Below are 11,463 nucleotides of genomic sequence, written 5' to 3' on the forward strand. Positions count from 1 at the left end.
CCCTCGATCTGCACGCGGTTGCCGCGCGCCGAGATATAGACGCCGAGGCGGTTCTCGATCGCGACGAGATTGCGGTCGAACTCGCCGAAGAGGATGCCCAAAAGCTGCGTTCGCTCGAACTCCGCGGTCAGTCGGACGCGGTCGCCGGGTTCGGCGGGGGTTGCGGCGGTCAGCGGGCGTTTGGACATCAAGCCTCCTGCAATTGGCGCAAAATCGCGCCCAGACTGTTCGGACCTGCCGAAATGATTTCGACATCGACCATATCGCCGATCGCAAGCCCGGGCGCGGTGACATGGACCGACTGGAGCCACGGCGACTTGCCGATGAGCTGGCCGTCCAGCTTGCCCTTGCGTTCGAGGAGCAGGCGCGTGGTGCGGCCGACGGTCGTTTCGTTGAACGCCTGCTGCTGTTCGTTGAGCAGCGCCTGCAGGCGCTGGAGGCGGTCGTTCATCACCGCTTCGTCGATCTGCCCGTCCATCGTCGCCGCGGGCGTGCCGGGGCGGCGCGAATATTTGAAGCTGTAGGCCATGGCGTAGCGCGTCGCGCGGACGATATCGAGCGTCGCCTGAAAATCCTCTTCGCTCTCGCCGGGGAAGCCGACGATGAAGTCGCCCGAGATCGCGATATCGGGCCGCACCGCGCGGACGCGCTCGATGACGCGAAGATAGGATTCGACCGAATGGCTGCGGTTCATCGCGGCAAGGATGCGGTCGCTGCCCGCCTGCACCGGCAGGTGGAGGAAAGGCATCAGCTTCTCGACCTCGCCATGCGCCGCGATCAGGCCGTCGGTCATGTCGTTGGGGTGGCTGGTGGTATAGCGGATGCGTTCGAGGCCGTCCTCTTTCGCGAGTTCGCGGATCAGGCCGTCAAGGCCGATCGCCCGGCCCTTGTCGTCCTCGCCGTCCCACGCATTGACGTTCTGCCCGAGCAGCGTGATTTCGCGCACCCCGCCCGCAACAAGCGCGCGCGCCTCGGCGATCAGGTCGGCGAAAGGCCGGCTGATCTCGGCGCCGCGCGTATAGGGCACGACGCAATAGGTGCAGAATTTGTCGCAGCCTTCCTGCACGGTCAGGAAGGCGGTCGGGCGCTGCCCCCCCGCGCGCTTCGGCAGCGCGCCGAACTTGCTGTCGAGCGGCATATCGAGGTCGATCGCCTTCTCGCCGCGCTCGGCGCGCGCGATCAGATCGGGAAGGCGGTGATAGGCCTGCGGGCCGACGACGACGTCAACCGATGGCGCGCGGCGCGCGATCTCGGCGCCCTCGGCCTGCGCGACGCAGCCCGCGACCGCGATCGTCGGGGTGCTGCCGTCCTCGCGCTTCAGCCGGCCGATGTCCGAATAGACTTTCTCGGCCGCCTTTTCGCGGATGTGGCAGGTGTTGAGCACGACGAGGTCGGCATCGGCGCCATCGGCCGCGGGAACATAGCCCTCGGCGCCGAGCATCTCGGCCATGCGCTCGCCGTCATAGACGTTCATCTGGCAGCCGAAGGATTTGACGTGAAAGGTCTTGGGGGCGGGTGCGGACATGGCGGCCCCGATAGAGGAAGCAGGCGGGGATTTGAAGGAGATTCGGCCGGTCATCCGTCGCCCTCGATACTCGCAGGCTGATAGCGGACCGGCGCGACATAATGCGGAAAAGGCCGCAGCGGCTTGCCGAGCGTCGCGACCAGCGCCTCCTCGATCCGCCGCCGCGCCTCGGCGGTGATCGCCTTGCGGCCGGGAAAGTCGCGCGGGTGAAAGGGTTCGAGGAAATGGATGTCGAGCCGGAAAGTGCCGGGCCGCGCAAGGATGCGGCGGGCGTTGTCGATCCCCGCCTCGTCGCCGATCCAGCCGATCCACTCGGCGATCGGCCCGTAATCGAGCATCACCGGCTGGACGAGCACCGCGGGCGGAGGCGGATCGAGCACCTGCATCATCGAGCTCTTGAACGGCAGCAGCGACTGACCGTCGGTCGTCGTCCCCTCGGGAAACACCGTCACCGACCAATTGTCGGCGAGCGCCTCGCGCAGCAGGTTGATCTGGTCGGCGACTCCGCTGCGATCCTCGCGGCTGACGAACACGGTGCGGTTGAGACGGCAGAGCCAGCCGATCACCGGCACCCTGCCCAGTTCGGCCTTGGCGACGAAAGCGGTGCCGCTGGCCCCCGCGAGCGACAAGATGTCGACCCAGCTGATATGGTTCGAGATGAAGAAGACGTCGCGGCGCAGCGGCGTCCCGTGCTGCACCACCCGCGCGCCGGCGATGCGCGCGGCGAGGAACAGGAACAGCTTCGGAAAGGGCGAGCCGTAGCTGACGAACCGGTAGAGGTAATGGAGCGGCACCAGGACGAGAAGCGCGAGGAGAAGCAGCATCACGCGCCACGCGATGCGCGCCTTTCCCCTCAGCGAAATCGGTGCCGGCTGCCCCGCCGCGATCGCAGCGCGCGCTGCGGCCGGATCAATCCTTGCGGTCGAGCCGGACGCCATAAAGCTCCATGCGATGATCGACGAGGCGGAAGCCCAGCCGTTCGGCAATGACCTTCTGCAACGCCTCGAGCTCGGGATCGACGAATTCGATGACCTTGCCGGTTTCGACATCGATCAGATGATCGTGATGCGCCTCGGGCGCCGCTTCGTAACGCGAGCGGCCGTCGCCGAAATCGTGGCGGTCGAGAATCCCCGCCTCTTCGAACAGGCGAACGGTGCGATAGACGGTCGCGATCGAGATGCCGCTGTCGACCTTCGATGCGCGCTCATAGAGCGTCTCGACGTCGGGATGATCCTCGGAATCGGAGATTACGCGGGCGATGATGCGGCGCTGCTCGGTGATGCGCAGCCCCTTTTCGTGGCACAATGCTTCGAGGTCGATGGTTCCGGACATGCGGGCCTTTCCTGCAATATGCAGTCGGATCTTTCTTGTTGCGAACTGTATAGGCACGGCCCGTCGATAGAACAAGGGCGGCCCCCGCTGGCACCGCCCTCCTTCCGTCCCGACGGAACCAATCGTCGTTCCGACTCAGGCCTTGCGGCGCTTCCGCCCGCCGCCGCGCCCCTTGGTGCCGAGGCCGATTTCCTTCGCGAGCGCGCGGCGCTTTTCGGCGTAGGAGGGCGCGACCATCGGATAATCGGCGGGCAGGCCCCATTTGGCGCGATAGTCGTCGGGGGTCATGTTGTAGTGCGTCATCAGGTGACGGCGCAGCATCTTCAGCTTCTTGCCGTCCTCGAGGCAGACGATGTAGTCGGGCTTCACCGACGCGCGCACCGACACCGCCGGCACCGGCTTTTCCTCGACCACCGGCTGTTCACCAAGGTTCGACAGCGCCGCATGGACATTGTTGATCAATATGGCGAGGTCCGAAATGGCGACGCTGTTGTTGCTGACATGCGCCGCGACAATATCGGCGGTCAACGTCACGAGCATTTCATTGGTATCGGCTTGATCCGACATGGGAGGATTTTCCTTTTTTGCGAGACCCTTGGAAGAGCGAGCGGACTATAGTGTGGGAATAGTATCCGGGCGGCGATTCATGCCATTCTGGATGTAATTTCGCAATGACCGATTTCGCCTGAAAATCCTAGCGCCGCCGCATGGTTATCGCGTCGCGGACGACGCCGTCGCCGCCGCGATAATAAGAAGGGCGGCGGCCGCATTCCGAAAAACCGGTGCGCTCGTAAAGATGAACGGCGTCATTGTCGGCGCGCATTTCAAGAAAATATTCCTCGGCCCCCTCCTCCTTCGCCCAGGCCATCCAGTCGTTCATAAGCATCCGGCCGACCCCGCGGCCCCGCCAGCCCGGATCGACCGCGAGAAGAAGCAGTTCGCTTTCGGGGCCTACCAGGCGCGCCGCCGAGAAGCCGCACGCCGTGTCGCCGTCCCAGGCGAGAGAGACGCGCGCCGAGGGGAGCGCGAACAGGGTGAGAAGCTGTGCGGTGCTCCACGCCTCGCCATAAGCGGGGTCGAACGCCGCCTCCATCACGCGCATCGCCGCCGACAGATCGCCGACGCGGGCGGTGGCGAGGCGGATCGAAGCGCTCATGTCGTCGCCATCGGCTTGGCGTCGGGCGCGCGGCCGTAGATGGGGCTGGGATCGGCAAAGAACGCGCCGACCGGCAGGTTCGGGAAGGCGCGGGCATCGGGCAGGACGGCGATGGCGCGGCCGCTGCCGCGACGTGCGACGAACGCCTCGGCGCGGTTGCCGATCGCCAGATCGTCGCCGGCCCGGACCGCCTCGTCGGGAAGCAGCGAACGAAGGCCGGCGCGCGGCGTCAGGTCGGCGGCGAACGGCTGGACGAACCATTGCCCATGACCGCCCTCCATCACGACCAGCGCGCCGTCCGCATTGGCGACCGCCTCCGCCGCGCCCGCCGCAACGAGCGCGAGGGTCGAAAAGCCCCGCACCGGCAGGCCCCAGCCGAGCGCGAGCGCGCGCGCCGCCGCGACGCCGATCCGCACCCCGGCGAAGCTGCCCGGACCGCAGCCGACCGCGATCGATGCCGCGCGGCCGCCGTCGGCGAGTTCGGCGATCAGCGGAACGAGCCGTTCGGCGTGGCCGCGGCCGATCACTTCATGCCGGAAATCGATGATGCGCCCGCCCTCGACCAGCGCGACCGAGCAGGCCTCGCTGGCGCTGTCGATGACGAGCGTTCGCCCCTCAGGCAATGCGGTTGAAACGCTCGAAATCGGGGCGCGGGCTGCGCTCGAAGATCGTCGCGGGATCGCCATAGCCGAGCGTCGAGATGAAATTGCTCTTCACCTTGGGCGTATCGGCAAAAAAGGCCGCATCGACCGCATCGTTGCTGAAACCCGACATCGGCCCGGTATCGAGCCCCAGCGCCCGCGCCGCCATGATGAAATAGGCGCCCTGCAGGCTCGAGTTGCGGAACGCCGTGGTCTCAGCGACCGCTTCGTTGCCGACGAACCAGCTCCGTGCGTCGGTGTGCGGAAAGAGGTCGGGCAGATGGTCATAGAATTCATGGTCCATCGCGATGATCGCGGTGACCGGCGCCTGCAATATCTTCGGCCTGTTCGCTTCCGAGGCGAAGGCGGCGAGCTTTGCCTTCGCTTCGTCCGATACGCACCAGATGAGGCGCGCCGGCAACGCATTCGCGCTGGTCGGCCCATATTTCATCAGATCCCAGATCGCGCGAAGCTGGTCCTCCGACACCGGCCGGTCGAGATAGCCGTTATAGGTGCGCGCGGTGCGGAAAAGCTGGTCGAGGGCGCTGTCGGAAAGCGGCTCGCTCATCGAGGTATCTCCTGGCTGACCGTCCGGATCAGACGGCGTGGACTGCCGTTACCTCGGGCACATAATGTTTCAAGAGGGCTTCGATGCCATTTTTCAGCGTCGCGGTCGACGACGGGCAGCCCGAACAGGCGCCCTGCATCTTGAGATAGACATTGCCCTTGTCGAAGCCGCGATAGATGATGTCGCCGCCGTCGTTGGCGACCGCGGGGCGGACGCGCGTCTCGATAAGCTCCCTGATCTGTTCGACGATGTCGGCGTCGGCGGGATCGTCGGCAAAACCGCCCTCCTCCTCGCCCGGAACGCTGATTCCCGCAGCGCTCGCGGGGTTGAAGAGCGGCATGTCGGCCAGGAAATGATCCATCACGATGCCGAGCACGTCGGGCTTCGCATCGGCCCATGCGGCGCCCGGCGCGATCGTCACCGACACGAAATCGCGGCCGAAGAAGACGCCGGTGACGTCGCCCAAGGCGAACAGCGCGGCCGCGAGCGGCGACGCCTCGGCCTCTTCGGGGCTTGCGAAATCGCGGGTTCCCGCCTCCATCACCGCCCGGCCGGGCAGGAATTTGAGCGTCGCGGGATTGGGCGTCGATTCGGTTTCGATCAGCATGAAGCGCATGTGGGACGCCGCGGCGCTTTGTGCAAGGTGGCAGGCTTGGCTATGGCGACCTGGATGCGCCATTTCACCCATTTCGCCGCGCTCGACTGGTCGGGCGCGCGCGGCCCGCGCCAGCGCGGCATCGCGCTGGCGGTCGCAAGCGGCGCCGCGGCGCCCGCGCTGGTGCGGCCGGGCCATGTCTGGTCGCGCGCCGAAATCCTCGCCTGGATCGAGGAGGCCGCGGCATCGCGCGCCGACATGCTGATCGGCTTCGACTTTTCGGCGGCCTTCGCCTTTGCCGATCGCGGCGCCTATTTCCCCGAATGGGCCGAAAGCCCTGCCGACGTTCCCGCATTGTGGGCGCTGGTCGAAGCGCTCGCGGCGGGCGATCCGCATTATGAGGTCGGCGGCTTTCTCGCCCATCCCGAGGCGCGCCGCCATTTCCGCCACGGCCGGGGCGATGTCGGCGACCTCTATGCACCCGGCGCAGGGCGGCTGCGCATCGTCGAACAGCATCAGCGCGCGACGCGGCAGGCCGCGAGCGTCAGCAATTTCAACCTCGTCGGCGCGGCGCAGGTCGGCAAGGCGAGCCTTGCGGGGATGCGCCTGCTCCACCGGCTGCGCGGCCGCGTCCCGCTCTGGCCGCTCGATCCGGTGCCCGCGACAGGCCCGCTGCTCGTCGAAATCTACACCAGCCTCGCCGCGCGCGCGGCGGGGATCGCGCCGGGGCGCAGCAAGATTCGCGACGGCGGCGCGCTCGATGCCGCCCTCGCCGCGCTCGGCTCGCCGCCCGTCGGCGTGACGGGGCCGGTGAGCGACCACGCCAGCGACGCGCTGCTGACCGCGGCCTGGCTACGCGCGATCGCATCGGAGGCCGCACCCTGGTCCCCCGCCCCGCTTTCCGACTCGCTCGCCGCAACCGAAGGCTGGACCTTCGGCATCATATGACGCCGCCTCCGCCTTTCGCATTTTCCAACCATCGAGGTGTTTCCATCCCCCGCAAAAATGCTCTAGGGGAACCGGGCGCCGGCTTAGCTCAGTTGGTAGAGCAACCGCCTTGTAAGCGGTAGGTCGTCAGTTCGAGTCTGACAGCCGGCACCATATAATTTGCTGAAAACTGCGGCTTTTTTGGAAATACGGCTGATTTTCCGGTCATATCGGAGGCATCCGCCATCCCAGATTGCCTCCGTTTGCTCCACCCTCTCCTGCGACTCCGGGGGCGCAAAACGGGAGGGCCAATTCACGCAAAGATTGGTCGCCCCAGACCATGCTCTCCATAACACGGATTCGCGCGCTCAGGCCGAGAGACAAAACCGCAGCCGATCGCCCGCCGACCTCCGATTAAAAGACGCCTTTTGCGCCATCGTAAAAAGGGGTCCCGTTTGCACGCCGATCGACACTCGGCAATTTTCGCAAGCGTCGAAATGACATCGGCGACCCGGAAATGAAGATCGGCCCATCATGCTCGCGCGGTCATTTTAACAGCGCGTTATATAAATGGATTGACTCTCTGGACCAGCCGGACCTAGCCTTGGCAGCGAACAGACGCTGGCGCGCCCCTCGATCGGCGCAGCAATCCGGGAGCATATGATGACCGATCAGGCGATGAATTTCCGAGACGACCGACATCCGGCCGACTCCTATGAAGACGTGCTCGCGCGCGAAGACCGCCCGATCCCCGACTATATGCGCGAGGGGCGCCAGCTCGGCGACGGCGCGATGACCATTGCCACCGAACGCTATTGCAGCCCGGACTTTGCGGCGAAAGAAGTCCGCCACGTCTGGCTGAAGACCTGGCAGTTCGCCTGCCGCGAGGAAGACATCCCCAAGCCCGGCGACTTCCACGTCTATGAGGTCGTCGGCAAGTCGCTGATCGTCATCCGCCAGGACGACGGGTCGATCAAGGCGCTGCACAATGTCTGCCTGCACCGCGGGCGCAAGCTGGTGTCGGGCAAGGGTTGCCGCAGCGAAATCAAATGCCCCTACCACGCCTTCACCTGGGCGATCGACGGCGCGTACAAGAGCAACCCGATCCCCTGGGATTTCCCGCATATCGAGCCAGCGGAATTCAGCCTTCCCGAAGCGCGCGTCGATACATGGGGCGGCTTCGTCTTCGTCAATTTCGATCGCGATGCGAAGCCGCTGCTCGACGTCATCGGGCCGCTGGCAACCGATTTCGAACGATTCGACTTCGCCAACCGCTATCGCGCGATCTGGGTCCAGAAAAAGTGCCGCTGCAACTGGAAGGCGCTGTCCGAGGCCTTCGCCGAATCGTTCCACAGCATCACCACCCATCCGCAGATCCTGCCCGGGATCGGCGACGCGAACAGCCAGTTCGACTGTCCGAACGACTATGTATCGCGCCAATTCTCGGCCACCGGGGTGGCCAGCCCCTTCATCGCGCCGCTGAGCGAGCAGGAGATTTTCAGCCACCTGACCGGCGCGCGTACGCGCATCGCCGTCGACGGCGGCGCGCAGTTGCCCGAAGGCGCAACCGCACGTTCTGCGCTGGCGGCAATGGCGCGCGAGACCCTGACGGCCGAAACGGGCAAGGATTACAGCGATGCCACCGACGGAGAGATGCTCGACTCGATCCTCTACGACGTCTTTCCCAACATGTCCTTCTGGGCGGGCCATGTGTCGAACATCGTCTATCGCTGGCGGCCCAACGGGCTGTCACCCAATGAGGCGATCATGGACATCATGATCCTGAAGCCTGTGCCGGCAAGCGGCGAACGCCCCCGCCCGGCTCCGGCCTTCGAAATCGGACTCGATGAATCGATGACGCTGGCCAACGACATTCTCGGCCCCGGGCTCGCCGCGGTCTTCGAGCAGGACATGCTCAACCTGCCGCAGGTCCAGGCAGGGCTCGAGGCGTCGGAAACGGGGCTGGTCTATCTCGGCCGCTATGCCGAGCAGAAGATTCGCTCGCTCCACCTGATGATCGATCGCTACATCGCCGGGGGCGAAGCCGCAGAGGGATGACCGTACGGGCGCGCGGCCCCGCAGCCGCGCGCTCAGCCCGCTACGCGTTCGCTTTCACCGACGCGCACAAGCAGTTCGCCGATCGCATCCTCGACATTCGCCGAGGAAAATTCGTTGAGCATGACGGTCAGGATATGCTGCTGCGCGCGCGCGAGGAAGACATTCTGCAGACGCGGATCGAAGCGGTCGCGCACCGTGTGATAATCGGGCAGGTGCGTCTCGACGATCGTCGGCGCATCGATCATCCAGTGGAAGGCGTCGACGCTGATCGCGAGGCGGTACATGAAACGGAATTCGTCGAGGCTGATCGGCGGTCCGCCAGCGGCGCGATACTGGTCGACGAACGCCTCCATCAGCGCCTCGCGCTTCGCATCCATCAGGTCGAGTTCGGCTGCGCAGACCATCCCCCAGAAGGCGCGGGCGATGTTCATCTGCCCGGCGCTGCCCCAGTCGAGGAAGCCGACGCCGAGGCGGTTCCGATCGTCGCGCCAGAACCAGGCATTGTCGATGTTGATGTTCCAGTGGCAGAGCGCGATGAAATCGGACGCGTTGTTGAGATAGCCGTAGATTTTGTCCTGATGCTCGATCACGAGGCGCGTCTCGCGCGCGAAGCGATCGAGAAACTCGTCGGTGGCAAAGTCTTTGGGCAGCAGATGCGGCGCCCGTTTCGCATAGGCACGCAAGCGCTCGATACGTAGGTCGACATTGGCCTGATCGTGCGGAAAGCGCTCGCCGCCGATCTGTCGCGGCCCCGGAAAGCGGAATTTTTCGGCAATCGTCGATCCCAGCTTGCCCGCACGATGCTCACCCGCCAGCGCGGCATTCGCGCGGCTGACAACAAGATAGCGGTCGAACTGGTCGTCGAGCTGAAAGTCCTGGCACTTCTCGAGCGCGGGTTCGACATTGCCCTCGCCATAGCCGATCCGCTCGGTGATCAGGATACCGCAGAGCGCCTCGCTGTTGAAATCGGCGAAAAAGGCCGTCGGGATCGGCACCGGCAGCGGGGTCCGGATCGACAGCAGATAAAAGCGCACTTCGGCCTGCATCGGCCAGGTAAAAATCTCGCGCTGCGGATGCCCCTCGTCGAGCGGAAATTTGACGAACAATTTCCGTGCCAGCCCGTCGCCGCGTTCATATTCGACATCAAGCAACAGCTTGCGCCCCATCCCGCCGCCGACGAACTCGTCGGCGCGCGTGATCGCGGTTACGCGATCATCGGCCGGAAGCGTACCCACGGCATGAAAGGCGCGCGTCAGAAAGTCGGCCCCGACCTTGCGAAAGGATTCGATGGTCGTCGGAAATAACTGTCCGGTCTCCTCGCCTGTTACCAAATCGGGAAGCACGATATTTCCTCCATTCGCGGCGCAATGCCGGATGTTTCCGCCGATCGGGCGCAGATCATCCCCGCCGCGCCCGTGTCGATCAATGTTCGATGACGGCAACCACGGCACCGACGGGATAAACCTCGCCGACGACACCGATGCGCTGGACCTTTCCTGCCACGGGGGCTTCGACATCCTGCGCGGTCTTCTCGCTTTCGAGCGTGTAGAGGATGGCGCCCTCGGCGATGTCCGCGCCATCGTCAACATGCCATTCGACCAGCGTGCCTTCGGCCATGCCGGCGCCGAGGCCGGGAATGCAGATTTCGGTTTTCATATTCGCTCCTGATGATGTCATGAAATGCCCGGCGCGGTCGCTCCGGCGGAGGCCTCTGCCGCTTCGGGCGGGGTTGTTGCCGGGCGCAGCGCAGTGCAGCCGTTGCGGATGACTGCAATGTCGCGCTCGACCGCAGTAGCCTTGAAATCGACGATGTCGCTATCGATCCAAAGATCGATGCGCAGCGTTTCGCCAGGAAAAAGTGGCGCCGTGAAGCGCGCGCCATGGCTGAAGATGCGGCTGCCGTCATAGCCGACGACGTGCTGCAAAATGGCGCGGCACGTCATGCCGAAGGTGCAAAGCCCGTGCATGATCGGTCCCGGAAATCCCACCCGCGCCGCCGCGGCCGGGTCGGCATGAAGCGGATTACCGTCGCCGTTCAGCCGATAGAGCAGCGCCTGATCGCGCCGTGTCGGCATCGTCACGCTGATGTCCGGCGCGCGGGCCGGCTCGCCGGCAAGCTGCGCCCGTTCGGCACGCGGCCCACCGAATCCGCCGTCGCCGCGCGCGAAGATCGTGTTGACCAGCGCCGCGACGTCGGCGCCGTCGGCGTCGGTCCAGCGCGTTTCGGTCACGACGACGGCGCCGCGCCCTTCTCCCTTGTCCTCGACGCTCAGCGTGCGCGTGCTGGTGAACAGGGTATCCGCCGGACGGAGAGGCCGATAGATGATGATCTCCTGCTCGCCGTGCACGACCTTTGGAAAATCGAAACTGCTCTTCCTCAGCCCCGGACCGGGAACCAGCGGCGGCATGATGCTGCCGCCGAGGACGGTCACCGCGGTGGGGACGAGCTGCAGTCCCTGTTCGTAGACGAAGGGCAACCCGCCCGCGTCTTCGCCCATGCCGATGCTGAGCGCGTAGAGAATGGCGTCCTTCGTCGTATAGGAAAAGGAGCGTCGTTCGCTCGCTTCACTCAATATGTCGGGATAGTGGATCGGCACATATTTTCCTCTGAAGAGGGCGCGGGAGTCGGGCAGCCGGCTCCCGACCGAAGGCCGGGATGGC

Annotated in this window: 13 protein-coding genes, 1 tRNA gene and 1 pseudogene; 3 read left to right on the forward strand and 12 right to left on the reverse strand. The window is 65.3% G+C overall.

Annotated features, from left to right (window positions below; all coding sequences use genetic code 11):
• The 9 genes and pseudogenes from VHO04_RS14130 to VHO04_RS14170 form a co-directional block, all read right to left on the reverse strand.
• Positions 1-188, reverse strand: a pseudogene (locus tag VHO04_RS14130) (phosphate starvation-inducible protein PhoH); the annotation flags it as partial.
• Positions 188-1,537: a tRNA (N6-isopentenyl adenosine(37)-C2)-methylthiotransferase MiaB gene (gene miaB / locus VHO04_RS14135; RefSeq protein ID WP_329628943.1), complete on the reverse strand. Its 1,350-nt coding sequence runs from the start codon at positions 1,535-1,537 to the stop codon at positions 188-190. The pseudogene VHO04_RS14130 and the gene miaB, both read right to left, overlap by 1 nt.
• A 38-nt stretch (positions 1,538-1,575) precedes the next feature.
• A complete protein-coding gene (locus tag VHO04_RS14140) occupies positions 1,576-2,463 on the reverse strand; it encodes a lysophospholipid acyltransferase family protein (protein ID WP_329628881.1) in 888 nt (295 codons plus the stop codon).
• Positions 2,435-2,857, reverse strand: a complete 423-nt coding sequence (locus VHO04_RS14145) for a Fur family transcriptional regulator (RefSeq protein ID WP_329628882.1) — start codon at positions 2,855-2,857, stop codon at positions 2,435-2,437. The genes VHO04_RS14140 and VHO04_RS14145 overlap by 29 nt, the downstream gene beginning before the upstream one ends.
• A gap of 135 nt (positions 2,858-2,992) precedes the next feature.
• Positions 2,993-3,424 carry a MucR family transcriptional regulator gene (locus tag VHO04_RS14150; RefSeq protein WP_297664388.1) on the reverse strand — a complete coding sequence of 144 codons (432 nt, stop codon included), beginning with the start codon at positions 3,422-3,424 and terminating at the stop codon, positions 2,993-2,995.
• Between the two features lie 127 nt (positions 3,425-3,551).
• Entirely contained in the window at positions 3,552-4,013 is a 462-nt protein-coding gene (locus VHO04_RS14155) for a GNAT family N-acetyltransferase (RefSeq protein ID WP_329628883.1), read from the reverse strand.
• Positions 4,010-4,636, reverse strand: coding sequence for a tRNA (adenosine(37)-N6)-threonylcarbamoyltransferase complex dimerization subunit type 1 TsaB (tsaB, locus tag VHO04_RS14160; protein ID WP_329628884.1), 627 nt, complete (start codon positions 4,634-4,636; stop codon positions 4,010-4,012). The genes VHO04_RS14155 and tsaB overlap by 4 nt, the downstream gene beginning before the upstream one ends.
• Positions 4,629-5,222, reverse strand: a complete 594-nt coding sequence (locus VHO04_RS14165; RefSeq protein WP_329628885.1) for a malonic semialdehyde reductase — start codon at positions 5,220-5,222, stop codon at positions 4,629-4,631. Before VHO04_RS14165 ends, tsaB begins: the two co-directional genes overlap by 8 nt.
• Before the next feature lie 28 nt (positions 5,223-5,250).
• The gene (locus tag VHO04_RS14170) at positions 5,251-5,829 is read right to left on the reverse strand and encodes a NifU family protein (RefSeq protein WP_297664383.1); all 579 of its coding nucleotides are present in this window, start codon (positions 5,827-5,829) and stop codon (positions 5,251-5,253) included.
• Between the two features lie 51 nt (positions 5,830-5,880).
• Between VHO04_RS14170 and VHO04_RS14175 the strand changes: the two genes are divergently transcribed.
• The 3 genes from VHO04_RS14175 to VHO04_RS14185 all read left to right on the forward strand — a co-directional run bounded on the left by VHO04_RS14175 (position 5,881) and on the right by VHO04_RS14185 (position 8,802).
• Entirely contained in the window at positions 5,881-6,765 is an 885-nt protein-coding gene (locus VHO04_RS14175) for a hypothetical protein (RefSeq protein WP_414713121.1), read from the forward strand.
• A gap of 77 nt (positions 6,766-6,842) precedes the next feature.
• Positions 6,843-6,918, forward strand: a tRNA-Thr gene (locus tag VHO04_RS14180).
• Positions 6,919-7,404: 486 nt separating this feature from the next.
• A complete protein-coding gene (locus tag VHO04_RS14185; protein ID WP_329628886.1) occupies positions 7,405-8,802 on the forward strand; it encodes an aromatic ring-hydroxylating dioxygenase subunit alpha in 1,398 nt (465 codons plus the stop codon).
• Between the two features lie 32 nt (positions 8,803-8,834).
• On the opposite strand, the gene VHO04_RS14190 is transcribed toward VHO04_RS14185, so the two are convergent.
• From VHO04_RS14190 to VHO04_RS14200, 3 genes are all read right to left on the reverse strand, one after another.
• Entirely contained in the window at positions 8,835-10,145 is a 1,311-nt protein-coding gene (locus tag VHO04_RS14190; RefSeq protein ID WP_329628887.1) for a hypothetical protein, read from the reverse strand.
• Positions 10,146-10,224: 79 nt separating this feature from the next.
• Complete coding sequence (locus VHO04_RS14195) at positions 10,225-10,458, reverse strand: lipoyl domain-containing protein (protein WP_329628888.1); 234 nt, start codon at positions 10,456-10,458, stop codon at positions 10,225-10,227.
• Positions 10,459-10,475: 17 nt separating this feature from the next.
• Positions 10,476-11,399 (reverse strand): MaoC family dehydratase, encoded by a 924-nt coding sequence (locus tag VHO04_RS14200; RefSeq protein WP_329628889.1) that lies wholly within the window; start codon positions 11,397-11,399, stop codon positions 10,476-10,478.
• Between the last annotated feature and the right edge of the window lie 64 nt (positions 11,400-11,463).

Source organism: Sphingopyxis sp. (assembly GCF_036261875.1).
In the GTDB taxonomy this organism is placed as follows: domain Bacteria; phylum Pseudomonadota; class Alphaproteobacteria; order Sphingomonadales; family Sphingomonadaceae; genus Sphingopyxis.

Coding starts and splice junctions, on each gene's coding strand:
- VHO04_RS14145 (WP_329628882.1), bottom strand. CDS start 2,857: ATGTCCGGAACCATCGACCTCGAAGCATTGTGCCACGAAAAGGGGCTG.
- VHO04_RS14150 (WP_297664388.1), bottom strand. CDS start 3,424: ATGTCGGATCAAGCCGATACCAATGAAATGCTCGTGACGTTGACCGCC.
- VHO04_RS14185 (WP_329628886.1), top strand. CDS start 7,405: ATGATGACCGATCAGGCGATGAATTTCCGAGACGACCGACATCCGGCC.
- VHO04_RS14195 (WP_329628888.1), bottom strand. CDS start 10,458: ATGAAAACCGAAATCTGCATTCCCGGCCTCGGCGCCGGCATGGCCGAA.
- VHO04_RS14165 (WP_329628885.1), bottom strand. CDS start 5,222: ATGAGCGAGCCGCTTTCCGACAGCGCCCTCGACCAGCTTTTCCGCACC.
- VHO04_RS14155 (WP_329628883.1), bottom strand. CDS start 4,013: ATGAGCGCTTCGATCCGCCTCGCCACCGCCCGCGTCGGCGATCTGTCG.
- VHO04_RS14170 (WP_297664383.1), bottom strand. CDS start 5,829: ATGCTGATCGAAACCGAATCGACGCCCAATCCCGCGACGCTCAAATTC.
- VHO04_RS14140 (WP_329628881.1), bottom strand. CDS start 2,463: ATGGCGTCCGGCTCGACCGCAAGGATTGATCCGGCCGCAGCGCGCGCT.
- VHO04_RS14175 (WP_414713121.1), top strand. CDS start 5,881: ATGGCGACCTGGATGCGCCATTTCACCCATTTCGCCGCGCTCGACTGG.